Source organism: Paraburkholderia sp. GAS82, from assembly GCF_050436285.1.
GTDB lineage: Bacteria > Pseudomonadota > Gammaproteobacteria > Burkholderiales > Burkholderiaceae > Paraburkholderia > Paraburkholderia phenazinium_B.
In genome coordinates, this window is the sequence record NZ_JBNDLX010000005.1 from 202,005 (window position 1) to 224,894 (window position 22,890).

21 protein-coding genes are annotated in these 22,890 nt (G+C 60.3%); 7 read left to right on the forward strand and 14 right to left on the reverse strand.

All coding sequences use genetic code 11. From position 1 onward, the window contains the following. The first annotated feature begins 142 nt into the window (after positions 1 to 142). From P3T17_RS17325 to P3T17_RS17335, 3 genes are all read left to right on the forward strand, one after another. A complete protein-coding gene (locus P3T17_RS17325; protein ID WP_074269042.1) occupies positions 143 to 805 on the forward strand; it encodes a DUF3313 domain-containing protein in 663 nt (220 codons plus the stop codon). Between the two features lie 129 nt (positions 806 to 934). Beyond that, positions 935 to 1,129: a hypothetical protein gene (locus P3T17_RS17330; protein ID WP_074269043.1), complete on the forward strand. Its 195-nt coding sequence runs from the start codon at positions 935 to 937 to the stop codon at positions 1,127 to 1,129. Further along, complete coding sequence (locus P3T17_RS17335; protein WP_429408125.1) at positions 1,129 to 2,688, forward strand: intermembrane transport protein PqiB; 1,560 nt, start codon at positions 1,129 to 1,131, stop codon at positions 2,686 to 2,688. Before P3T17_RS17330 ends, P3T17_RS17335 begins: the two co-directional genes overlap by 1 nt. A 34-nt stretch (positions 2,689 to 2,722) precedes the next feature. Here P3T17_RS17335 and P3T17_RS17340 read toward each other — a convergent pair whose 3' ends face one another. The 7 genes from P3T17_RS17340 to P3T17_RS17370 all read right to left on the reverse strand — a co-directional run bounded on the left by P3T17_RS17340 (position 2,723) and on the right by P3T17_RS17370 (position 10,157). Next, entirely contained in the window at positions 2,723 to 3,343 is a 621-nt protein-coding gene (locus tag P3T17_RS17340) for an ANTAR domain-containing response regulator (protein WP_074269045.1), read from the reverse strand. Then, positions 3,340 to 4,515, reverse strand: a complete 1,176-nt coding sequence (locus P3T17_RS17345) for a transporter substrate-binding domain-containing protein (RefSeq protein WP_429408127.1) — start codon at positions 4,513 to 4,515, stop codon at positions 3,340 to 3,342. Before P3T17_RS17345 ends, P3T17_RS17340 begins: the two co-directional genes overlap by 4 nt. Positions 4,516 to 4,598: 83 nt before the next feature. Further along, the gene (locus P3T17_RS17350; protein ID WP_429408129.1) at positions 4,599 to 5,306 is read right to left on the reverse strand and encodes an ABC transporter ATP-binding protein; all 708 of its coding nucleotides are present in this window, start codon (positions 5,304 to 5,306) and stop codon (positions 4,599 to 4,601) included. Continuing rightward, complete coding sequence (locus P3T17_RS17355) at positions 5,303 to 7,165, reverse strand: ABC transporter permease subunit (protein WP_429408131.1); 1,863 nt, start codon at positions 7,163 to 7,165, stop codon at positions 5,303 to 5,305. The genes P3T17_RS17350 and P3T17_RS17355 overlap by 4 nt, the downstream gene beginning before the upstream one ends. After that, the gene (locus tag P3T17_RS17360; RefSeq protein WP_429408133.1) at positions 7,158 to 7,991 is read right to left on the reverse strand and encodes a branched-chain amino acid ABC transporter permease; all 834 of its coding nucleotides are present in this window, start codon (positions 7,989 to 7,991) and stop codon (positions 7,158 to 7,160) included. Before P3T17_RS17360 ends, P3T17_RS17355 begins: the two co-directional genes overlap by 8 nt. A gap of 29 nt (positions 7,992 to 8,020) precedes the next feature. Beyond that, positions 8,021 to 9,190 (reverse strand): substrate-binding protein, encoded by a 1,170-nt coding sequence (locus tag P3T17_RS17365; protein WP_429408135.1) that lies wholly within the window; start codon positions 9,188 to 9,190, stop codon positions 8,021 to 8,023. 79 nt (positions 9,191 to 9,269) lie between these two features. Then, a complete protein-coding gene (locus tag P3T17_RS17370) occupies positions 9,270 to 10,157 on the reverse strand; it encodes a nitrilase family protein (protein WP_429408528.1) in 888 nt (295 codons plus the stop codon). A gap of 324 nt (positions 10,158 to 10,481) precedes the next feature. Between P3T17_RS17370 and P3T17_RS17375 the strand changes: the two genes are divergently transcribed. From P3T17_RS17375 to P3T17_RS17385, 3 genes are read left to right on the forward strand one after another with little or no spacing between them, the layout of a single operon-like run. Then, positions 10,482 to 11,507, forward strand: a complete 1,026-nt coding sequence (locus P3T17_RS17375; protein WP_429408136.1) for a succinylglutamate desuccinylase/aspartoacylase family protein — start codon at positions 10,482 to 10,484, stop codon at positions 11,505 to 11,507. Between the two features lie 14 nt (positions 11,508 to 11,521). Continuing rightward, positions 11,522 to 12,844: an MFS transporter gene (locus tag P3T17_RS17380; RefSeq protein ID WP_429408138.1), complete on the forward strand. Its 1,323-nt coding sequence runs from the start codon at positions 11,522 to 11,524 to the stop codon at positions 12,842 to 12,844. Then, positions 12,837 to 13,712, forward strand: a complete 876-nt coding sequence (locus P3T17_RS17385) for an MBL fold metallo-hydrolase (RefSeq protein ID WP_429408140.1) — start codon at positions 12,837 to 12,839, stop codon at positions 13,710 to 13,712. Before P3T17_RS17380 ends, P3T17_RS17385 begins: the two co-directional genes overlap by 8 nt. A gap of 9 nt (positions 13,713 to 13,721) precedes the next feature. Here the strand turns inward: P3T17_RS17385 and P3T17_RS17390 are convergent, their stop codons facing one another. The 6 genes from P3T17_RS17390 to P3T17_RS17415 form a co-directional block, all read right to left on the reverse strand. Beyond that, entirely contained in the window at positions 13,722 to 14,624 is a 903-nt protein-coding gene (locus P3T17_RS17390) for a LysR family transcriptional regulator (protein ID WP_074269055.1), read from the reverse strand. Between the two features lie 249 nt (positions 14,625 to 14,873). Then, positions 14,874 to 15,218, reverse strand: a complete 345-nt coding sequence (locus tag P3T17_RS17395) for a cupredoxin domain-containing protein (protein WP_074269056.1) — start codon at positions 15,216 to 15,218, stop codon at positions 14,874 to 14,876. Between the two features lie 35 nt (positions 15,219 to 15,253). Further along, the gene (locus P3T17_RS17400; protein WP_429408142.1) at positions 15,254 to 16,198 is read right to left on the reverse strand and encodes a metallophosphoesterase family protein; all 945 of its coding nucleotides are present in this window, start codon (positions 16,196 to 16,198) and stop codon (positions 15,254 to 15,256) included. A 133-nt stretch (positions 16,199 to 16,331) separates the two neighbouring features. Continuing rightward, positions 16,332 to 17,159 carry an anti-sigma factor family protein gene (locus P3T17_RS17405; protein WP_429408144.1) on the reverse strand — a complete coding sequence of 276 codons (828 nt, stop codon included), beginning with the start codon at positions 17,157 to 17,159 and terminating at the stop codon, positions 16,332 to 16,334. After that, complete coding sequence (locus P3T17_RS17410) at positions 17,159 to 17,701, reverse strand: sigma-70 family RNA polymerase sigma factor (RefSeq protein WP_429408145.1); 543 nt, start codon at positions 17,699 to 17,701, stop codon at positions 17,159 to 17,161. Before P3T17_RS17410 ends, P3T17_RS17405 begins: the two co-directional genes overlap by 1 nt. Before the next feature lie 192 nt (positions 17,702 to 17,893). Further along, on the reverse strand, positions 17,894 to 18,838 hold the full coding sequence (locus P3T17_RS17415; RefSeq protein ID WP_074269060.1) for a LysR substrate-binding domain-containing protein: 945 nt from the start codon (positions 18,836 to 18,838) through the stop codon (positions 17,894 to 17,896). A 461-nt stretch (positions 18,839 to 19,299) separates the two neighbouring features. Between P3T17_RS17415 and P3T17_RS17420 the strand changes: the two genes are divergently transcribed. Beyond that, positions 19,300 to 21,636 (forward strand): patatin-like phospholipase family protein, encoded by a 2,337-nt coding sequence (locus P3T17_RS17420; RefSeq protein WP_429408146.1) that lies wholly within the window; start codon positions 19,300 to 19,302, stop codon positions 21,634 to 21,636. A gap of 42 nt (positions 21,637 to 21,678) precedes the next feature. Here P3T17_RS17420 and P3T17_RS17425 read toward each other — a convergent pair whose 3' ends face one another. Further along, a complete protein-coding gene (locus P3T17_RS17425) occupies positions 21,679 to 22,812 on the reverse strand; it encodes an ATP-binding protein (RefSeq protein ID WP_429408148.1) in 1,134 nt (377 codons plus the stop codon). Positions 22,813 to 22,890 lie beyond the last annotated feature (78 nt).

Genomic DNA, 22,890 nt, shown 5'->3' on the forward strand with positions numbered 1-22,890 from the left:
AATTGTACGCTCTCAGTTACACCCTAAACAAACCGGATAGACGGTTTACATTTAATAAAGGCGATGGTACTCTGCGGCCACATCGGCTCTCGCCCCAACCAAACGCCAGTCGGCGCCCAACCTGCCTTTTCAGGAACACAGCATGTTCAAGCACAAATTCGTCCCGCTTCTTTTCACTGTCACAGCGGCGCTGACTCTCGCGGCATGCGCCAGCGTGCAGCCGGTCGCCTACAACGGCATCGCCTCTTCGTCACAATTGCAGCGCAACCGGGATGACGATTCGGTCAAGATTCCCTACCGGTACACATCCCCGGTGACCTGGTCGCGCTACACGCAAGTAATGCTCGATCCTGTCATCGTGTATCAAGGCAGCGATAACCAGTTTGGCGACATGAAAGACGCCGACAAGACAGCGCTCGCCGACTACATGGCAAAGACATTCGCGGAGAAACTGACCAGGCGATTCGAGGCCGCGAATCAGGCCAGCCCTCACACCCTGCGGGTCAAGCTGACGCTGACCGGTGCCGAAAAAACGACGTTGCTCGTCGGACAGGCCATGCATTTCGACCTTGCAGGCAATCTCTATAACGGAGTGCAGGCAGTCCGCGGTGGTCAAGGCGCATTCAGTGGTTCGGTTTCCTACGCAGTTGAAGTCTATGACAGCGAAAGCGGTCATCTGCTGAAAGCATACGTTTCGAAGCAGTATCCAAACGCCATGAATCTGCCGGCAGCCTTCGGTTCGCTCGGTGCGGCAAAAACCGGTCTCGACAAGGGTGCTGATGCGCTGGTGGCGCAACTCAATTAACGGCTTGAAAGTCGCAAAAGCGAGCGTGGTGCGGCGGGCTCTCGACGCGCGCCCCCCGCCGGAAATACGGGTCATCGGAACTCGCCGTAGTCGAAACCCGGTTGCACCGCTCCTTTACGAGGTCCGTGCATGCGCGCATTTGCCAACGCTGTTGTGTCACTAGCGCCTCCGCCCTTGATGGTCGCGATCGTGTTCTCGATCGCGTACCTGGTGGTAGGCATTCCGGTTCATTTCACCCGCGGCGTAGCTTCCAGAGACGTGTTAGGCACGTTGGCCGGGATCTTCGCGTCACTCGTCTATATCACGCTGGTTGTTGGCTTCTGATGCGAAGTGGTCCGTTACCTTCGGCCGTGTGGCTCGTCCCGCTTGCCGCTGCTTTGCTTTGTCTGGCGCTCCTTGTTCCTCGGCTCATGCAACAGGGTCCCGAGGTCGACGTCAGCTTCCTCACCGCCGAAGGGCTCGAGGTTGGCAAAACCCGTGTGCGTTACAGGGATGTCGAAATAGGCAAACTGACGGGACTGCAACTCTCAAACGACCGCACACATGTGCTCGCAGCCGTGCAACTTGATGCCTCAGCCCGTCGGTTCGCAACTTGCGGCACTCGCTTCTGGGTCGTCCGTCCGCGGATAGACACAGGCGGTATTTCCGGGCTGGCGACGGTTATCTCGGGTCCTTATATCGCCGCCGATGTTGGCAGTTCTTCAAGACGATGCAAAGAATTCGCCGGTCTGGAAACACCCCCTTTACTGACTAGCGGCCAGGACGGCCGGAGATTCGTTCTGCATACCGAATCACTTGGATCGCTCAATGTGGGCGCGCCAGTCTATTTCCGGCACGTACAGGTTGGACAGGTGATCGGCTACGCTCTAGCCGGAGACGGCGCCCAGGTCGACATCGATGTCTTCGTGAAAGCGCCATACGATCGATACGTTACTGCCGCCACGCAATGGTGGCATGCGAGCGGAATCGACTTGCGCCTCGATTCCAACGGTTTGAAACTCGACACCCAGTCGGTGGCGACGATCCTCTCAGGAGGCGTCGTTTTCGATTTGCCCCGATCACAGGTTGCCCAGCCGCAATCTGCTGATGGCACCGCATTTGATCTTGCTGCCAACCGCGAGGACGCGATACATCGGGCCGACGACGGACCGGCCGCAGCCGTGAGTCTGCGGTTCACGCAATCGGTGCGTGGGCTGTCGGTCGGCGCACCGGTCGACTTTCACGGCGTCGAGCTGGGCCGGGTGAGCGCGATCGACGTCGACTTCAACCGGTCGCGTGGTAGCTTCGACATGGTGGTAGCACTCAATCTGTACCCCTACCGGCTCGGCCAACGCTACCGGGAAGCGATCGGAAAGGGCGATAGCGAAGCCGGCAGGGCGCTGCTGCGTCAAATGGTTGCCCGAGGTCTGCGTGGACAATTGCGCATGGGGAGCGTCCTGACCGGCCAGCGCTATGTGGCGTTAGACTTTTTCCCGCATGTATCGGCTGCCAGCATCGACACCCGGCGCAGCCCGGTCGAACTCCCCACCGTACCCAGTACGCTCGACGAGCTTCAGGACCAGCTCGCCAGCATAGTGAGCAAGCTGGACCGCGTGCCCTTCGATCAGCTTGGCAACAATCTGAACAAGGCGCTCGTGAACGCGAATACCCTGTTTCAGCAGGTCAACACGGAACTGATCCCGCAGGCTCGCACCACGCTCACGGCAGCCACGCAGTCGTTCAATGCGGCCAATGCCACGCTGCAGCAGGACTCTCCAATGCAGTCCGACGTTCACGAGGCGTTGACCGAATTGCGCCGCACGCTTGTCTCGCTCAATGCCCTCTCCGATTATCTAGAGCGTCATCCGGAAGCGATCGTCTGGGGGAAGTCCGACGGACATTGAGGTAGGTGGGGCTTGAATGGCGAACGACGCCAGCTCAAAACGCCGTTCCCTTCCCCAGCCCAAGCTTCTCCATCGCCTCATGCGCATCGATCACCATCGTGGCGATCTCCCCTACCGTCACCCTGAGTCCCGTCGCCCGCGAACGCATATGCTCGTACGCCTCGCTTTCGCTTAACCGGTGCGCCTCCATCAGAATGCGAATCGCGCGTTCGATATGGCGTCGCGCCTTGATCGCCTCTTCAAGCTTGCTGATCTTGTTGTGCAACCGCTGTTGGTAACCGGACGATGCGCGCGCAAGCACCAGCGTACTGAGAATACCGGTGGAGCGGTACGGTTTGGTGATCACGCCGTGTGCCTGCGTATCCAGCAGCATCTTGAGCGCGGTGGGATTCTCGTAGTCGGACAACGCAATTAGCGTCGCCTCGGTATCGGCCGCGCACCAGTTTCCTGCACTTCGCGTCTCAGGGCCGACGAGAAAAAATATCGCGTCGACATCCGCAGGAAGTTGAGACGGAAACGGCCATAGCACGCGAACAGGGCAACCGATCCGCCGCAATTGCTCCTCGAGAACGCTGCGATCGTCGCCGGGCGGGTGAATCACGAGGACGCGCAACGTCCGCAAATCGTCAAATAGCCGACGAGCCCCCGTACTCATGCCCGTTCTCCGTCGAGCCAGAATTCGGCGAAGCCGTACGACGTCAGATAGGGATCCGGCTTGATCGGGCTGCGCCCCTCCCAGACGATGTCGAACGAGCCGTCCGGCCGGCACACCGCAATGCGCGGAGTCAGGATGGCGTGGTTGTTCTCCGGATCGATTTTCAGCACACCCTCAGGCGAATCGAATTCGACCTCGTGGATCGCCTCCACCAGTCTTGCAGTGTCGAGGCTTCGGGTGCGAGCCAACGCTAGCGCAAAGAGATGAACCTGGTTGTAGGCCATCTCCGACCACAAGCTGGCGGGTTGATCTCCGAAACGCGCATGCCACAAATTCAGGAAACGCCTGTTGCCTGCATAGTTGAGCGTGTTGACATAGCTCGCGGAGATGATGTGACTGCCGCACAGTTCAGGGCCGATCATCCGCGTTTCGCCTTCCGCCATTGTCAGGCTGGCGATCGGAATCTGCGCCGGATCGATACCGTGCTCGCGGTACAACTGATAAAAATTCCGCGCACTGCGGCCGATCACGGTGGAGAACACCACGTCGGGTCCGACCGCCTTGATCTGTTGCACGACCTCTTTCAGCGCCGCCGGATCTGCGTCGCTAGGTAGATAGATTTCCTCAACGATTTCACCGCCGTGCTGCTCGACCATATCCCGCATGATCCGGTTCGACTCGCGGGGATAGACGTAGTCGGTGCCCACGAGGAAGAAGCGGCGGCCGTGATTGCGCAGCAGATAGGCGGCTAGCTGCATGCTGTTCTGGTTCGGCACGGCGCCGGTATAGATCACATTCGGCGAATACTCGAAGCCTTCGTAGATGGAGCAATACCAAAGCAGCGCATTGTTGCGCTCGATTACCGGCAGCACCGCCTTTCGGCTCGACGACGTCGAACAGCCGAAAATCACCGTGACGTCGTCCTCCTGCAGCATCCGGGTGGCCAGCCGGCGATATTCATCCGGATCGCTCTTTGGGTCGTACACGACAGGGTCCAGCAGGCGCCCGTCGACGCCGCCTGCGGCGTTGACCTCTTCGATCGCCAATGCGGTGCCGAAGAAATGCTCCGATTCCGTCGCAGCGGTAACGCCCGTGCGGGAATACAGCACGCCGATGCGCCAACCAGCGTCGGCCGATGGCGAGGCGTCTGGGTGTCGCGAGTTCGTCGGCATTCGGTTCCTCCTTGTATTACTTTAGCCGGTCGAGCAGCGGTTTGCTTCCATAGCACTCATGATGCCTCAGAAAATGTGCCGTGTCAGACGCGCAGGTGTTCGAAGATCGATGCCGCCGCGGTCTCATCCTTCGCGTTTCCGTCGTCGATGATTTCGCCTTGCTTCAGCACCGCATAGCGGTCGGCGACTTTCAATGCGAAAGGCACGTTCTGCTCGATCAGCAGCAGCGTCGTGCCGTGCTGCCTGCGTTCCCATAGCAACGCGTCGGCCAGGCGGTCGATCACAGTCGGCTGCAGCCCTTCTGTGATTTCATCGAGAAGAATGATCGACGGGCGCATCATAAGCGCGCGGGCAACCAGCAACATTTTCTGTTCGCCGCCGGAAAGCGTGCCCGCGAACTGCTTCAGCCGGCTCGTGAACACCGGGAAAACCGGTTCGATCTGCGCAAATCGCTCCTCGAACGCCGATGCCTTCTCAAGCCCGATGCGCAGGTTGTCACGAATGCTGAGATCCTGAAACAAGGCGTGTTCCTGCGGCGCATAGGCGATGCCTGCGCGTGCAATCCGATGGGGCGCCATGCGGGTGATGTCTTGCCCGCGTACGCTGATTGCGCCCGTCTTCTTCGGCAGATAGCCCATGATCGTCTTGAGCAGCGTGGTCTTGCCCATGCCGTTCTTGCCGAGCAGCGCGAGAGCTTCGCCATTGGCGACGGTCATCGATAGCTTGCGAAGTACCACTGAGCTCCGGTATCCACTTGTCACGTCCCGGAGTTCCAGCGCGTTCTGGCTCATGACGCCTCCCCGTGCATACCATCGCTGACCGGTCCCGTACCCTGCGCCGTCCCGGCATAGATTGTCTTGACCAGTTCCGAATTGACCACCTCGTCGAAGGAGCCTTGCATCACAATGCGCCCTTGATGCAGGACGACGATGCGAGTGGCAACCTCTGCAACGAAGTCCAGGTCGTGCTCCACCAGCAGACAGCAAAGCTGATACCGGTGAGCCAATGCGGCCAGCACGTCGCCGATCTGCGTGCGCTCCGTCTTGGTCAACCCGGCGGTGGGCTCATCGAGCAGCACGATCCGTGGTTCCAACGCGAGCACCATTGCCAACTCCAGTGCCTGCTGTTCGCCGTGCGACAGATCCTTTGCGACCGCGCTCAACTTCCGGTCGAGTCCAGTGGTACGGACAACCTCGATCGCATACGGCGGTAAAGCGAGGGTCGCCGAGCGCCGGATGAGCGAAGGCCGTTCGACGATCGCGCTCGCGATCCTCAAACATTCCGCCACCGTCAGGCTCTCGAACACATTTGCGTTCTGGAACTTGCGTCCCAATCCGAAATGCACGCACCGCTCCGGCGCCAGTTGCCGGATATCGTTGCCGCACAGCACGACTGTCCCTGCAGAGCGTTCGGCACCGTCGCTCATACAACGCATCAGCGTCGTCTTTCCGGCTCCATTAGGACCGATGAGGCCGACCAGTTCACCCGCGTTAGCCTCAAGGTCAATGCCCTGCAGCACCTTGAGGCTGCCAAAGTGTTTGGCAACTCCGTTCAATTGCAGCATGGGTTCGGACAGGGTCTGCTGCCGTTCCGCTTTAACAGCGCGCTCGACGACCTCCGGTTCAGCAACGTTGTCAGCAAGCCTAAGCAACGGTTTCAGAAGCGCTGGCACCAGCCCTTGCGGCAACAGTACGATCACCGCCACAAACGCGGCTCCGAGAATAAGTTGCCACGCAAACGGCATGCTGCTGCTCAGATACGCTGTGCCGACGTTGATCAGGAGAGCACCGATAACCGGCCCCCACAGCGTTCCCCTGCCGCCAAGCGCGACCCAGATGATCATCTGGGTACCCAGCACAAATCCGGTCAACTCCGGTGCGACAACCCCGCTAAAGGATCCATAACCAAAGCCTGCAAGACTGGCGATAATCGCGGCCACCACCAGTAGAGCGATCTTGAGCAGCGACGTATTGATCCCGAGGTACGAGCAGCGCGACTCGTTATCACGGATCGCTGCCAGCACGCGGCCGCCGTCGCTGCGCACGAATATCCAGGTCAGCGTTGCGACGCTCAGCAAGGCCGCTCCGGCGATCCAGTACCAGGCCGGCAATGAGAGATCGAAAGTCTCGTAGCCGGTGAGCCCGGAACTCGATCCCGTCCACTCGCCACCTGACAGCAGCAACTGGCTGAGTACGATCGGCAAGACCAGCGACATCACGGTAGCGAAAAACGGCGAAGCACCGCGATACAACGAAAGCCAGCCCAGCACGAGCGCGACGGCCGCAGCCACGACGATAGCCGCCCCCAACGCCAGTACGACATAACCAATCGAGAAGCCACCGTGAGTAAAGACCAGCCCAGCTGCGTATGCGCCGAGACCGAAAAAAGCAGCCTGTCCGAACGTTAGATAACCCGTGTAGCCCCAGAGGATATCCACCGTGACGGCGGCTATCGAAAAGAAGAATGCCTGAATCAGGATGTTCAGCAAATACGTGCCGAACACGAACGGACCTACAGCCAGCAATAGAAGAGCGCACGCACCGCACAGAACGATGCCGCGCCCACGAGGTCGGCGCCGTTTAGCCGCAAGCGTCCCGGTCGACGCGGCGCTATTGTCCGGGTGATTGGCCGCCGCATCGAGCTTAACCATGGGAGAACCCCTTCGGACGAATGCGCAGCGTAAGCGCGGCCAGCACGGCAATGGTCAGGCCGCCCAGCACAGGACTGACAAACGTACTGACAAGCACCTGACACGCTCCGAATACCAGGCACGTAATCAGCAGGCTAAGCATCGAGTACCCTGACACCATGACCAGCATGAAGGCGCTTACCAGCCAGACAAGTCCCATGTCGGGATCGACGCTCGACAGCGGCGTAATCAGCGTGCCGGCCAGCGAGCCCAAAGCGGCGCCGAGACTAAACGTGATAAAGCGGATGCGACCCGAGTGAATACCGAGCCCTCGTGCCAGATCCTCGTTCATGATGACTGCGCGGGTCTTGACGCCAAAGCGCGTGCCGGCAAGCAGGCCTGTCATCAGCGCGCACAGGACCAGAGCGACCGGAATCAGCAGGAGGCGATAGGCGGAATAGTCGGTGCCGGCAATCGAAATCGCCCCCTTCAAGGGCGTTTCCACAAACTGGACCTCCCGGCCAAAGGCCATCACGATCAGTTGCCCAATCACGATTCCGAGGCCCCATGTAGCGAGGATTGCGTCAAGCGGGCGTTTGTAGAGCGGGCGCACGATCACCTGCTCCACCAGCATCCCGACAGCGGTACCCACCACGATCGCCAACGGCACGCTGAGCCAAGAGTTGAGCTTCAACTGCGTCACGACGAAGCTCGAGTACGCACCCATGGTCAGCAATGCCCCGTGGGCAAAGTTGACGATCTTCATCACGCCGAAAATCACCATTAAGCCCGCCGTGACGATGAACAGCACGGCGGCAGTCGTCAAAATATCCAATGCGAGGACCATTGTTGTCTCCAGTCACATCCGCCCGGCGTTCACTTGATGTTGGGACACTGTGCACCCGGATCTACATCAGGAAAGGATTGCAGGATTTTCACGGAACCGTCGGCCTGAATCTGTCCCAGGCGCATGGCAAGCGGTGTATGACGGCTCTTGTCCATCGTTACAGGGCCGCGGGGTCCGTCGAACGACACCTGATCCAGTGCCTTGATGACCTTTGAGGAATCGGTCGAACCGGCCTTCTCGACTGCGGCCTTGTAAAGGAAGAAGGCCTCGTATTGAGGTTCGGACAATTCGTTTGGAGTCTTGAGGTCTTTGCCGAAGCGCTTGTCCATGGCCGTGAGAAACGCCTTGTTGCCAGCGTTGTCGATACTCGTCAGATAGGACGCCGACATGTAAGTGCCCGTAGCGGCATCGCCCATGCTTTTCGCGGTCCCTTCGTCGATGGCGAGATTACCGTACGGCAACGTCAGCCCCGCCCCCTTGATCTGCTTCGCCAGCGAGACGTTCGGCGCGCCGCCGGCCGTCGCGCTGATCAGCGCATCGGGATGCGCGGAGCGGATCTTCGAGAGTATCGGCGTCCAGTCCGTGCCGTCGATCGGCAGATACTCTTCGCCGACCACCTTGCCACCGTGCTGCTCGATGTACTTTTTGGTGAACTCCAGCATTCCCCGGCCGAACGCATAATCGTTACCGACCAGATAAAACGTTTTGGCGCCCTTGTTCTTTACGAAGTAGTCGACGACCGGCGCCACCTGCTGTTCCGGCACCCAACCATTGACGTACATCCACGGGCTGCATGAGCGGCCTTCATAGAACGAGGTATAGATGAACGGCTTCTTGCCGCGCGCTACGATAGGTAACGCCGCATTGCGCGCCGCACTCGTTTCCATTGAGATGATTGCGTCAACATTGTTCTGGAAAACCAGCGTGTCGTAGGCCTTCTGTGCGCCAACTGCGCCAGACGCGTCATCGGTAATCTCCAGTTGCACCTGGCGACCCAGGATACCGCCAGCGGCGTTAATCTGCTCGACCGCAAGCTGCGAGGACTGCACGACCGCGGGCGCTACCACGCTATTTGCGCCGGACAGTCCGACCGCAACCCCGATCTTGATGGGGTCGGCGGCCAGCACGTTCGTGCATGCGCCCGCTGCGGCGGTTGCCGCGATGATGCCAACCAGAAACTGCTTCTTGAACTGACTCATGGCGTTTCCTTCGTAGAGGTGGTCGTAGTGGTAGTGGTATTGCTGGTTTGGGAGGAGCAGGAGTGCACTGTCCGATGTCTCACGCGCTTGAGGATGGCCAGCCTGTGCCAAGCATCGGGTCATAGACGTCGGCCCGGCGATCGCGCAGGACGTGATTGGAGGCGCTAAGCGTGCGCTGGGCTCGCGTGCGCTTCAGATCAATTGCGGCGTAGAGCAGTTCTTCCTGGTCGCTGCTGGCCGGCCCCGCCAAAGGCCACCCATCGCCTCCGACAATCAGGCTCTGGCCGATGAAAGGCTGACCACGTTCGGTCCCAATCCGGTTCGCGCAGGCAATCGCGAGACCGTTGCTATGCGCCGCCGCCATGGCGAGCGTCGTCGCCATCGCGGGGCGGTCGTCTGGTTGTGCAGGCATCGGCACCCAGTTCGTCGGTACGCAGACGAGGTCCGCGCCTTGCGTGGCCGCGAGCCGGTATGTCTCGGGAAACCAGCCGTCGTAGCAGATCGCAATCGCAATTCTCCCCAACGGGGTATCGAAGACGGGAACGCCGAGGTCGCCCGGTTCGAAAAAGCGCTTTTCGTCGCCCCAGAGATGCAGTTTCCGGTAGACGCCAATCGGCCCGGACGGCCCGGTGAAGATGGCCGAGTTGTACAGACGCTCGCCTGCCCGTTCGGCGATTCCGGCAACGATGTGAATGCCGAGTCGTTGCGCCGCTTCTGTAAAGATCTGGGTGGTCTCTCCGTTCGGCAACTCCTCGGCTAGCGAAAACGCCTCGTCCCGATCGGCAAAGACATAACCGCTATTTGCCAGTTCGGGCAACACCACCAGCGATGCGCCGCTCCTGGCTGCGGATTCGATATGACGAATCGAACGCGCCACGTTATCGCGCTTGGCGCCGACATGTGGCTCCATCTGAATGCATGCAATTACGAAGCCGTCCAAGCCACGTTCTGCGGGGGTTTGCTGCAATGTCACGAATCGGTCTCCCAAAGCAAAAAGCCCCCGAACCAGCGTTGGACGCAAGTTCGGGGGCTGCATAGCCTTTCATGTGTAGCACGGCAACGTTGCCGTGGAGCCGCCGGACAACACGACGGCTCAGTGGTAGCGAATTTAAGAAGTCAAATTCACGGTGTCAAGGGTTTTGATGATTTTTCGAATACCCGGGACCGATGCCGCCGGGGCATCGCGCCAGCCAGTCATCGGCATTGGCATAAAGCCTCTCGATTTCCGATAGTAAGCACATTGCCGCGGCAACCGGACCTGCGCGGCAGGCAAACATTCAGGAGACGAACGATGGCAAACGACCGTTCCCGCATTTCAACGGACATCGATTTTGAGCAAGAGGGCTTTCAGACGGGCACGTTAGATGTGCCCCATTCCGTGGACCGATCCGGCTACGGACACATCCCCATCCCGATCGCTGTCCTCAAGCACGGCAACGGGCCCACTGCGTTGCTCACTGGCGGCAATCACGGCGACGAATACGAAGGCCCTATTGCGCTGATGAAACTGTTGCAGCGCCTGCCTTCGATGCAGATCAACGGCCGTCTTATCATCGTACCGGGCTTGAATTTCCCAGCGTTTCTCGCTGGACGACGGACCTCGCCAATCGATGGCGCCAACATGAACCGCATTTTCCCGGGCCGTCGCGACGGCTCCGTCACGGAGATGATCGCTCATTATGTGGATACCGAACTGTTTCCGCGCGCCGACTTCGTGTTCGACATTCATGCAGGCGGAGCCTCGTTCGATCACTTACCGACGCTACTGGTGGCGCCGCCTGCCGATGCCGAGCGGCGTCGCGAATACCGGCGCATTGTCGACGCGTTTGCTGCGCCCCATGCAATGGTGATGGATCTGCTCGGCGAGGACCGCACCTATGGAGCTGCCATCGAGCGGCACGGCAAGCTGTTTCTGTGCGGCGAATTCGGTGGCTATGCGACGTTGAATCCGTCCGGCCTTGCGATCGTCGAAGAGGGTGTGCAGCGCGTGCTGGCGACGCTCGGTATCTGCCCGGACAACTCGCTGCCCCCGCCGCGTTACGACACCCGTTGGCTGCGCGTCGACGGCAAAAAGCATTACGTTTTTGCGGACACGCGCGGCATTTTCGAACCGGCATTCAAGCTCGGCGACCAGGTAAAGGCCGGCGACCTGGCCGGGCGCATCTTCGTTCCGCACGCGCCGTGGGCGGCCCCCGTCGAACTGAGGTTCGACGCCGCGGGACTGGTCGTCATTGTCCGTTCGTTTGCGAGCGTCGAACCTGGCGACTGCGTCGCGCTCGTAGCAAGCGACGACGTTTCCGGCGGCCACACGCATTGACCACGGAGACGGCCATGTCCGCAATCCTTGTAGCCACTATCGCCGACGGGCGCGATGCACTCTATCGCAAGATCACATGGCGTCTGCTGCCGTTTCTGACGCTGTGCTACATGCTCGCATATCTCGATCGCATCAATATCGGCTTTGCGAAATTGCAGATGCAGAATCAGCTCGCGTTTTCCGATGCCGCTTACGGGGTCGCTGCGGGCATCTTCTTCATCGGCTACGTGCTGTTCGAAATTCCGAGCAATCTGCTTCTGCCGAAGATCGGCGCACGCAAGACGTTATCGCGCATCATGGTGCTGTGGGGGCTGACCTCCGCGTTGATGCTGTTGGTGCGCGACGTCCACGCGTTTTACGCGCTACGCTTCCTGCTTGGTGTCTTCGAGGCCGGTTTCGCGCCTGGGATGGTGCTGTATCTGACGTACTGGTACGCGCCAACGCGTACCGCACGTGCGATGGCCGTCGTGATGTGGGCCGGTCCGATTGGCGGTGTGATTGGCGGCCCCTTGTCGAGTTGGGCCATGACGTCGCTGGCAGGTGCCGGTGGCCTCGCAGGCTGGCAATGGATGTTCATCGTCGAAGGTCTGCCGTGTTGCATACTGGGCGTGATGGCGTTTTTCTTTCTCGATGATCGCCCGCAGCAGGCACGCTGGTTGTCCGATGAGGAGAAAGCACTGCTCGACGCCGATCTCGCTGCGCAACGCATCAGGCGTGCGGCGAGCGAAGCACGGCATCACTCGCTGCGAAGCGTTGTAGCCGATCCCAAGGTACTCGCACTCGCGTTCAGCAACTTTTGCGTGATCGCCGGAATCTATACGGTGAGCTTCTGGTTACCGACCATTCTGAAGACCGCGGGTGTTGCCAGCACGATGGAGATCGGCCTGTGGTCGTCCATTCCCTACGTCGCCGCGATTGCGGCGATGGGTTGGCTGTGCCGCAGTTCCGATCGTCGTAACGAGCGCCGTCGCCATAGCGCCATTGCCAGCATCGTGGGAGCCGTCGCCCTTGCCGTCGCGGGTTTGTATCCGCATCAACTCGGAATAGCGTTACCTGCCATCACACTCTCCACTGCCATGCTTTGGGCTTCATATACGGTACTCTGGGCACTGCCAGCGGGCTACCTGGGCAGCGCAGCGGCGGCGGGAGGCATTGCCTTCATCAACATCTGCGGCGCGCTTGGCGGCTTCGCCAGCCCGATCATCATCGGTTACGTTAAAACATTGACTGGCGGCATGCAGGCGGGAATGCTGACGATTGTCGTCATCGCGCTCGCCGGTGCGTTTGCGATGCTCTGCAACCCTATTGAATCCCGCTCGGAGGCACGGCATGGATGAACCATCGAAGATCTACCGCGTTGGCGATGCGACGATTACCCGCGTCCTCGAGCAAAGCTTTCCTTTCAAGGCCCAAACGCTATTCGCCGATTTCGACCCTGCGGTGATCGAGGAGCATGGTACGTGGCTCAAAGACGGGCACATTGACGCTACGGCGGAACACTTCATTCTGAGCGTCAACACATGGGTAGTTCGGGTAGGCGGCAAAGTCATTCTGATCGACACGGCCAGCGGCAATCACAAAAACCGTCCGTTTAGCGCCCTCTTTCATCAACTGAATACGCCTTACCTCGAGCGGCTGGCGCGCGCTGGCGTCACACCCGATGAAGTCGATTTCGTACTTCTTACCCACTTGCATGTGGACCACGTCGGCTGGAACACTCGGCTCAATGATGGCCGCTGGGTACCGACCTTTCCGAACGCGCGCTACGTGTTCTCGAGCGCAGAGCGCCAACACTTCGACACGGCAGCTGGCGCAAGCCGGCGGATGGTTTTCGATGACAGCGTATTGCCGGTAATCGAGGCAGGCCTTGCAGAGGAGATTGGCCCGCAGGGTGGACAGTATCTGCCGGGCATCCGCTTTCATTCGACTCCAGGGCACAGCGCGGGACATATGTCGATCGAGCTTGAATCGGCAGGTGCGCACGCGCTCTTTAGCGGCGATGTATGGCATCACGCAATCCAGGTCTACCGACCCGCCTGGAGTTCGATGTTCTGCGCCGACAAGTCACGCGCGAACGCATCGCGCGAGTGGGTGTTGGAGCGGGCAGCCGACACGGGCGCTACGGTGTTCACCCCGCATTTCTCCGGCACATCGGCAGGTGAGGTGACGCACGCAGGCAGCGGCTTTACATGGCGTTTTTTATAATCAACGGACCTAATCGCTTTCGCCAGCCTGCAGAGTCGCGTCAAACACGCGTAGAAGGCGCTGCAATGCAGCGTTCGGGTTCGTGTCGATATAGGCGAACGCCAGTGGCATCCGGATTGATAGATCGGTGAAGCGCAGAAACTGCGTGCGCGCCGGCGGACGCCCCAGATTCGCTGAATTGACAATTGCCGCGCCGATGCCTGCTGACACCAGCGAAAGAATCGCGGCTTCGGTCGGTACCTCCTGCACCACGTTCAACGTCAGATCAAGATCGTCGCAGGCACCGAGCAGTCTGTCGTAATACGAGGGATAGGTTTGTCGGGGAAAGCAGATCATCGGTCGACCGTTCAGGTCTCGTGCCGAGATTGCCTGGTTATCCGGAAGATTCCAGCTTCGGGGGACCGCGGCCACCACGTCATTGACGGCGAGCTGCACCAGCCGGAGTTCGCGAGGAAGCTCCCCATAGGAATAGATGAAGCCGCCGTCGAGCGTACCGGCGAGGATCTCGTCTACCTGCTCCGGCGTATTGAGCGGTGCTACATGGAGGCTCACCTCCGGTGCTTCGCGCTGAAAGCGATTAAACGCGTCCGGCACGAAACCGTCCCAGCTCGCATTCTCGACGACCCCAAGCCGCAAAGTGCCCCGCAATCCGGAAGCAACGAGTTTGACTGCACGCGCCGCCGATTCGAGGATGCCGAGCGACTTGCGAACTTCGGGCAAAAATAGCTCGCCCGCCGCCGTGAGCCGGACACCCTGCGGCGTCCGGTCGAACAGCCGCGCGCCCAGCAGTTCCTCCAGGTCGTGAATCTGACGGGTAATCGCCGGCTGCGTGATGTTGATACGCTCGGCGGCCATGCGGAAACTCTGGTTTTCAGCGACCGCCATAAAGTACTTCAGGTGTCGTAATTCCACTGTGCTTTCCCTGCTTTGCCCGGCTGGACTATTGGCTTGAGCGCCAGCATCCCTTACCGCAACGACGTTGGCGATCGAAACCGCGGCGGACCGCGCGATGTTTTCACCATCGCTCCCAGTTCCGCCGCATCTCTGTGTTATCGACGCTTTTTGACCAGTGCTGGAGGGTAAAGAGGGATTCTAAGGGAATATCCGATGTGGAAGGTTTGAAGCCGAGCCGCGGCGCATCACAGCACCGCTTGCCCGCGCTTACTGAACAGTAATAGTCGCCTTCATGTTGGGGTGGATGCCGCAAAAGATCTGATACACCCCGGGCTTATCGAACTTGAACTGGTAGGTGTCGTTCTGATCGAGCGCGGCGGAGCGGAACAGCCCGGCATCGTTGACCACGGTGTGCGGTTCGCCGTCGAGATTTTTCCAGGTTACCGTCGTGCCGGTCTTGATGGTGAGCGCCATCGGCGAGAACATGAAGTTCTTGATCACCACGGCATTCGACTCCTCCGCTTGAGTGGCAGAAAATCCGGCGGACACAGCCAGTAGCAGGATCGCCCCGAGCAACACAGCCAGTGATACTTGAATAGTATTCCTTATCATGATTTCGTCCTTGATATCAGTATCGGTGGATGAGTTTAGACAAGCGTGACGTCGTCCAGGCTGGCCTTGAGCGGATGATGCGTGATCTTGATGCTCGTCACGCCCAGCATGTGCGGAAGCTGATCACTCGCCACGGTCAAAGGCATGGGTCCGGGCCCCTCGCCCGCGGTAGGTTGCGGGTATGCTGTCGAGCGTGCGGTATGGAAAGTAATGTTCCCCTCCACTTTCGACACAATCTGGTGGATATGACCATTCAGCACTGTGACCGAGCCGAATCGCTTCAGATAACTCATGGCCTGCCCGGCATCGCCGGTTCCCCAGCCCCACGGCTCATAGATCGTCCACAGCGGCATATGCGCGAACACGACGATCGGCGTGCTGGAAGAACGCCCCTTCAGGTCGTTTTCGAGCCAGGCAAGCTGGTCGTCCCCGAGTCCTCCCAGACCGTTCGGCTTGAAGTGCATCACGTTGACGAGAGCGATGAAATGCACGCCGTTATGGTCAAAGCTGTAATAGCCTTTGTTGTCGGAGGCCTGGCCAAAGCGCTTGAAGTATTCGGTGCCCGGTCCGTCCGTCACGTCATGCTCGCCGGGCACCGTATGCAACTCGGTGATATTCAGACCTGACATCAACTGGGCCGCGAGGTCGAACTGCTCCGGCTTCGAAAGATGCGTGATGTCGCCCGTGTGAATCGTCAGCGCCGGCTTGACCGGCATGGCATTGACGAACTCGATGGTCTGCTTGAGCGTGCCCGCTACGTCCGGATTGGCTTCCTTGTTGAAGCCGATATGCGTGTCGCTGATCTGCAGGAATAGCGGCACGCCGGAAACCGCTGAGGAATCCTTGGTACTGGCGGCAAGCGCGAGCTCAACGGGCGTCAGGATACCGCCAGCCAGTACAAACAGCGTACCCACGCCCCCGAAGGCCAGGCACTTCAACGCGCCACGGCGCGACGGATCGGATGGAAGATCTATTGACATGGTCACCTCACGATTAAAGTTCAGGAGACGAACCGCCGGATCATCCGACGGTCGTCCTGACTGGATTCAATGAGGAGACTGCAGCGGGGTACGTCTTATTCCACGACTCGCCACTATTTTTTTAGCGGCCTCGTCAGGAAGCGGAATGTGCGCGCAGATCGGTAATGAAACCGTTGAGTTCGGCGTCGCCCGCATCGGTAACGGCCCAGTAGTTCATTCCCGCGGCACTCCAGTGCGCGAGGTGATAGCCCTGCCGCTCGTAGATATGCGGTGTCGCGCCCGCATCGTTACCCGGCCAGACATACAGATTGATCGGGTGCAACTTGTAGCGATAGACCATCACAGCGACCGAGCGTCCGTTCAGATAATCGAGCCGGCCGCCCACCAGCGGATACCCCTGCTGCGCGAGGTCCACCACCGGTGGCGCAAAGTCGATCTTGCCGTCGAACCACGGTTTGACGGTGTGCCGATCGGTCGAGATCACATCATAAAGATGATCGAACTGCAGCGACCGGACATGGCTGTCCACCAGTTCTTCGGTCAGACGCGTATCGCCGGACGGCATGGTGTAGTACAGCCCGGCACTCCACGTCAATGCGACCAGACTCACCACCATCGCACCGAGCGGCGCCCAGCCAAGCGCCTTGGCGCCACCATTGCCGCCTCCCGCAACGCCGAATGCACCGCCGAAAACACCACGCCCGCCGAAGCGTTCGCCCAGCCGTTGCCATACGGAGCGGCGCACCGGCAGCGAAGCCTGGATGCGGCGCACCAGTTCCGGTGGTGCGTCCATTCGCATGTCCGATTCCCGTAGTCGCGCGCTGACCTGACGCTGCTGCTCATAGGCCTGCGTGCATAACTCGCAACTGGCCAGATGACGCTCGAACTCGAGCGCCTCGGACAAACTCAGTTCCTCGTCGATATAGCCCGGCAGTAATTCAAACGCCTGTTCGTGATCCATCACGCCTCCTGATCTGTCGGTGCGAGCAGCGCCGCAAGCTGCTGTCGGCCGCGCCCGAGGCGAGACATCACGGTTCCCATCGGGATACCCACGATGGCGGCGATTTCCTTGTATGACAATTCCTCAAGCTCCCGCAGCACGACTACCTCCCGGAATTCCAGACGCAAGCTGCGCAGCGCCTGGTGCACCCGCTTCTGGCTCTGGCTGCGAATCAGCGCCGCTTCGGGACTGTCGTCCCGTCCGGCCCCGCTGCTTTCTTCGAGGCTGTGCATCTCTTCCTCGAATTCCATGGTGTCCGCTGCATGATCCCGGTTCTGCTGGTGCCACGTGTAAAAGGTGTTACGTACGATGCTCAATAACCAGGCACGCGCGTCCTCGCCGCGGAATCCGCCGAAATAGCGGAAAGCCCGCAGATACGCCTCTTGGACCACGTCCTGGGCGTCCTGATCGTTACGGGTCAGCCAACGCGCAACGTTGAAGGCCGAATTCATATGAGGCAATAGCAGCGCCTCGAACCGCTTGGCGATGATTGGATCGGCCATTGTGAAATCCCTGCGGTAACCCCTATCCGTAACCGATAACTAGCAGACTGCCGGTACGTCGCTTTTATTCCCGGAGAGTCGGCCAGACCCGTTTTACTGCGGCATGGCAAGCGGACGACTGATTTCAGAGGGCATTGTAGCTGCCTTGAGAGGGGCAAAACCAGGTGGCGCGGTGGGGGAGCGGTGTACCGGTTACGCCACGACTTGGGTCACGGAATCCAGTTCGTTGCGCAAAGCCAGTGCGAGTTTGGGAAGGGCAAACTCCAGAAACAGACGTGTCGATACGGTCGCGCCACGGCGCGCAGGCAGCATCGCATACATGGTTGCGGGTTCCGGTTGCCACCCGGCCTGAACCTTGAACGCGTCGACCAACCGGTTCGCACGCAGCGCATCTTCACACAAATGGCGCGGCATACAGGCCGCGCCGATCCCTGCGACGACTCCAGCCTGCAAGACCGCGACGCTTCCCGTCATCACGTGCGGCGTGTATTCGATGGCGTGCCCGCCATGCTTCGGATGAAGGAACCGGAGCGTTTTCACGCCAGCCTGCGCTGCACGCGCGAACAGTCTGAATCCGGCTAACTGGTCGGGATGCGATAGTTGCCCGGACTGCTCCAGCAGGGCCGGGCTGATGGCCATGATCATAGGAACGTCGCCAATGGTCCGGGCTACCAGGCTCGAGTCGGCAAGCGGCCCTGTCTGCGCACAAAACCCGAGGTCGAAACCTTCTGCTACCAGATCGGGCACCCAGTTGCGCGTGTCGATCAGCAGGTCGACTTGTGGGTACAGGCGGCAAAATTCGGCGATCACCGGCATCAAGGCCGCTGCCGAAAACGTGGCCGGAGCGGTGATGCGCAGTACGCCGCGCGGTTCGCCATTCATTTCCGCAGCGACGCTAAAGGCTGCCCGCGCCTCATCGGCAAGCTTGCGCGCGTGACCATAGATCTGTTCGCCGGCGGTGGTCAGAGATATGCAACGCGTGTTGCGCTGGAGCAGACGCACACCCATGCGTTGCTCCAGTTCTGCCACGCGGCGGCTCACCTTGGAACGCTGCATGCCTAGACTGCGCGCAGCGGCCGCGAACCCTGCTTTCTGAACCACCTCAGCAAACAGGAGGAGGTCATCGAGCCTTTCCATATTTCACCATCCCCGAGTTGTTGCCCTGCTACAAGCTTCATCGTACGATCGTTCTATTTAATCTGTATTCCTACCTAAATGGTTCGCACCGGCAACTTTTCGCCGTGCAAGCCGCAAGGAGACCGGGTAAGCTAAAACGTCAACAGCGTTAGTTATGGTCAGAATAATGACCAATGTTAAAAAGCATTGCAAGACAACAATCGTTAAAACAATGTCAAACAAATTTATGGCGTCAAATACTGCTTCGTATAACCAACTATTCTTCTTCACTTCCCGCTATTCAGGCGAACTGGCGATGTCCGCCGCGCAGTAAGCGGAGACAATCGCTGCTCCCTGGATTCAGCGCTTCGACGGCGGAAACAACGAAAAACGCGCGCCCGGCGCGCCGCCCCCCGCAGGAACCTCAGTACTCGACTGTAAAACCATGTAATCTCTCGGTTTTTCCTACAGTTGTGAAGCGCATGATCCCAGCGTTGGCGAGCCCAAAAAAACCACTAACGAAGGCATATACAAGGCTCTGCCATGCCCCCACCCGACTGCTTTGCGCCGCCACACTGCTGGCGCTCGCCCTTACCTCCTTCGTGAAGTCCGCCCGCGCGGCGGACACCGCCTGCACGCCTGACGGCGGCCCAACTGGCCGCCCCGCCGTCGGCCTTGTGCTGTCCGGCGGCGGCGCGCGCGGCTACGCCCACCTGGGGGTGCTAAAGGTACTGGAAGAGAATCGCATTCCGGTCGACTGTATCGCCGCCACCAGCATGGGCTCGGTGGTCGGCGGCCTGTACGCGAGCGGGATGACCGCACAGGAAATGCAAAACCGCCTCGGCCAGGTGAACCTGGCCGACATCGCTTTCGATGTGGTCGAGCGCGCCGATCTGCCCCAGTCGCAACGCGAAGACGAGGAGCTCTACGCAGGCAGCCCCGCATTAGGCTTCAACGCTAACGGCTTCAGGCTGGCGCCCGGCCTCGTGCAAGGCAATCGTTTGCAGGCGTTGCTGCAGGACTGGACCTCGGCGGTGTCGGCCAATAACTCATTCAACCAGTTGCCGATTCCGTTCCGCGCCATCGCCACGGATCTGCAAACAGGCGAGAAGGTCGTGCTCGAGAAGGGCTCGCTGCCGCAAGCCATCCGCGCCAGCATCGCCCTGCCGGGCCTGTTCGCGCCGACGGTGGTGGACGGCCGCACGCTGGTCGACGGTGGCATTGTCAGCAACCTGCCGATCGAAACCGCGCGCGACATGGGCGCGCAAGTGGTGATCGCAGTCGATATCGGTTCGCCGCTGCGTCCGCTCGACGCGCTCGCCTCGCCCGCCGACGTCATGCAGCAGATGATAGGCATCCTGATTCATCAGAACGTCGCACAACAACGCAAACAGCTCGATGCGGATGACGTACTGATCACGCCATCCCTCGGATCGCTTAGCTTCACTGACTTCGCCAACGCCCCGCAAGCAATCGCAGCCGGCGAAGCCGCTGCTCGCGCAGCACTACCGAAGCTGCAGCATCTCGCCCTGTCGCCGCAAGATTACGCGGCGTGGCGTGCCGCGCATATGACGCCTGTCGTGAAGCCGGTGCGGATCACGCGCATCGTCGTCAAGTCGCATGGCCCGATCCCCGAGCGGCGCATCGTCGAAGCGCTGCACGTCCATGCCGGCGACGTCTACGATCCCAAGGCGCTCAACCAGGATCTGCTGGCCCTCACTACGGCGGGCGATTTCGAAAGCGTGACACAGCAACTGGTCAGCGACGGTGACGAAAACACGCTCGTGATCGATGCCCACGACAAATCGTGGGGACCCAACTTCCTGCTGTTCGGCCTCGGCCTGTCGGCGAGTTCTTCGGACGTCGGCGGTTTCCGCCTGCATATGGGATACCGTCGGCCGTGGCTGACATCGTCGGGACTGGAGGGGTTGATCGACGGCACGGTGGGCAGCGATATGCTCGCGTTGCATGCCGAGCTGCGGCAACCGCTCTCGGATTCGTTTGGCTATTACGTCGCGCCGTATGTGGAGTTTCAGCGCAGCTACGCGAATATCTATCAGGACGACCCTTACATCAAGCTCACTCAATACCAGCAGCAGACTGAACGCGCGGGTCTCGACTTCGGCCTGCCGCTTGCGAACCTCGGTGACTTCCGGCTGGGCGTTGCGTACGCGCACGGCTTCGCGTCGCCGCAATACAATCTGCAGTACTACGATGAGAATAACAATCTCACGCTGGCGTATCCCGACATCTACGGCCGCGAGTTTACGGCACGCGCGCGTCTCGTGATCGACCAGCTCGACGACCCGCTCTTCGCGCGCAAGGGCTATTACCTGGAGCTGCGCGGCGAACGTTCGCTTTTCGCGCAATCGCAGAACAGCTTTACCGAGGCTTATGGCAAAGCGCTGGTGGCCGCGAGCTATGGGCGCAACAGCCTCAACGCCAGCATCGAGGCCGGCAAGGACTTCCAGAACGTCAACCCGGTCAATCCGTTCGGCTTCACGCTCGGCGGCTTCCAGCATCTGTCCGCGTATGCCGCCGATCAACTGGCTGGCAACTCGATGCTGTACGGCCAGGTCACGTACATGAACGAGCTTACGACGTTCACCGCATCGCCATTCCACGCGTTGTTCGCAGGCATGAGCCTCGAAGCGGGCAACGTGTGGGACGGCGAGATTCAATACGGCGGAGGACCGCTAAAACGCAGCGTCACGTTCTTCACCAGCGCGACTACGGCGTTTGGACCGATCTATCTGGGTGTGGCATTCGCACCGGGTGGGCGCAACAACTTCTACATCCAGCTCGGCCACACGTATTGATGGGTACAAAGAAGAAAGCGAACGGTAACAGTCAGGTGGCCGTTAAGCGGCAGCTTGCGCCGTACCCACCGGCCAACTGATTTCGAAACGCGCGCCTGGCAGCGTCAATGGGTCCGTCACCGCAATGCGGCCTTTGTGCGCGCGCAAGACCTGTTGCGTGATCGCAAGCCCCAGACCGTATCCGCCGGTGTGGCGATCGAGCCGCACGAAGGCGTCGAAGATGCGCTCGCGCTCGCTTTCCGGCACACCAGCGCCGTCGTCTTCGACAAAGATCTCTACATTGCCGTGCCGCACCGCCAGGCCGACCAGAATCTGGCTGCGCGCATATTTGCTGGCGTTGCGCAGCAGATTGCGCATCGCGTACGACATCAGGCGTTTGTCCATCACGACACGCAGCGCTGCGTCGATCTCGACGCGCGAGACGATTTCCTTATCGGTGTAGAGCAAGGCCGCGTCGTTGATCTGACTGTCGAACCATAAGGCGAGCACGGTTGGTTCGAGATTCGACTGCAGCGAGCTGTATTCGAGCCTCGCGTAGGTGAGGCTCATGTCGATCAGTTCGTCCAGTTCAGTGACGTCCTGATCGATGCTTGCCAGCGCGCTTTCGTACTCGGTGGCGGAGCCCGGTTCGCGCAACACCTCCAGTGCAAAACGCACCCGTGCAAGCGGCGTGCGCAGTTCGTGCGAGATGCCATTGGTCAGTTCGCGCTGCGCGGCGATCAGCCGTTCCATCCGTTCGGCAAGCGCGTTGAGTGTGCGCGCCAGCGGGCCGATGATCGTGCTAAAGGACTCCCGTGCCCGGGTGTTGAAGCGACCGCCGGTGAAATCGATCGCACGTTCGCGGACCATCACCAGATCGACCCACACCGGACGCATCCAGCGATACGCCACCACGGCCGGCACCCCGAACACCACGACCAGGACCGGCACGACGCCACCCGGCAACGCCACGAAGCCGCGCCATACGACCGCGGCGGTCAGCTCGAACGACAGGCCGAGCAACGGAATCGCAGCCACCACCAGCGAGAGCCCCAGCAAACGAAGATAGGCACGCAGATAAAGCCGCGACCAGCTCGGCATGCGGTCGGCACGCGTATCCGTCCACGAGCGGCGAAAATTCAGCCAGCGCCATTTGCAATAGCGGAAAGCAGAGAGTTTAGGTGCGGCAGGATTCATGATCACGAACGTCGGGAAAGAAGGTGCGCCGGCCGCAGGAGGCCGTCCAGTCCATCCGTTCCTCTGGCGTGCGCGCGG

Excerpts from the sequence above, each read along its gene's own strand:
- P3T17_RS17325 (WP_074269042.1), top strand. The coding sequence starts at position 143 with ATGTTCAAGCACAAATTCGTCCCGCTTCTTTTCACTGTCACAGCGGCG.
- P3T17_RS17330 (WP_074269043.1), top strand. The coding sequence starts at position 935 with ATGCGCGCATTTGCCAACGCTGTTGTGTCACTAGCGCCTCCGCCCTTG.
- P3T17_RS17335 (WP_429408125.1), top strand. The coding sequence starts at position 1,129 with ATGCGAAGTGGTCCGTTACCTTCGGCCGTGTGGCTCGTCCCGCTTGCC.
- P3T17_RS17340 (WP_074269045.1), bottom strand. The coding sequence starts at position 3,343 with ATGAGTACGGGGGCTCGTCGGCTATTTGACGATTTGCGGACGTTGCGC.
- P3T17_RS17345 (WP_429408127.1), bottom strand. The coding sequence starts at position 4,515 with ATGCCGACGAACTCGCGACACCCAGACGCCTCGCCATCGGCCGACGCT.
- P3T17_RS17350 (WP_429408129.1), bottom strand. The coding sequence starts at position 5,306 with ATGAGCCAGAACGCGCTGGAACTCCGGGACGTGACAAGTGGATACCGG.
- P3T17_RS17355 (WP_429408131.1), bottom strand. The coding sequence starts at position 7,165 with ATGGTTAAGCTCGATGCGGCGGCCAATCACCCGGACAATAGCGCCGCG.
- P3T17_RS17360 (WP_429408133.1), bottom strand. The coding sequence starts at position 7,991 with ATGGTCCTCGCATTGGATATTTTGACGACTGCCGCCGTGCTGTTCATC.
- P3T17_RS17365 (WP_429408135.1), bottom strand. The coding sequence starts at position 9,190 with ATGAGTCAGTTCAAGAAGCAGTTTCTGGTTGGCATCATCGCGGCAACC.
- P3T17_RS17375 (WP_429408136.1), top strand. The coding sequence starts at position 10,482 with ATGGCAAACGACCGTTCCCGCATTTCAACGGACATCGATTTTGAGCAA.
- P3T17_RS17380 (WP_429408138.1), top strand. The coding sequence starts at position 11,522 with ATGTCCGCAATCCTTGTAGCCACTATCGCCGACGGGCGCGATGCACTC.
- P3T17_RS17385 (WP_429408140.1), top strand. The coding sequence starts at position 12,837 with ATGGATGAACCATCGAAGATCTACCGCGTTGGCGATGCGACGATTACC.
- P3T17_RS17395 (WP_074269056.1), bottom strand. The coding sequence starts at position 15,218 with ATGATAAGGAATACTATTCAAGTATCACTGGCTGTGTTGCTCGGGGCG.
- P3T17_RS17400 (WP_429408142.1), bottom strand. The coding sequence starts at position 16,198 with ATGTCAATAGATCTTCCATCCGATCCGTCGCGCCGTGGCGCGTTGAAG.
- P3T17_RS17405 (WP_429408144.1), bottom strand. The coding sequence starts at position 17,159 with ATGGATCACGAACAGGCGTTTGAATTACTGCCGGGCTATATCGACGAG.
- P3T17_RS17410 (WP_429408145.1), bottom strand. The coding sequence starts at position 17,701 with ATGGCCGATCCAATCATCGCCAAGCGGTTCGAGGCGCTGCTATTGCCT.
- P3T17_RS17415 (WP_074269060.1), bottom strand. The coding sequence starts at position 18,838 with ATGGAAAGGCTCGATGACCTCCTCCTGTTTGCTGAGGTGGTTCAGAAA.
- P3T17_RS17420 (WP_429408146.1), top strand. The coding sequence starts at position 19,300 with ATGATCCCAGCGTTGGCGAGCCCAAAAAAACCACTAACGAAGGCATAT.
- P3T17_RS17425 (WP_429408148.1), bottom strand. The coding sequence starts at position 22,812 with ATGAATCCTGCCGCACCTAAACTCTCTGCTTTCCGCTATTGCAAATGG.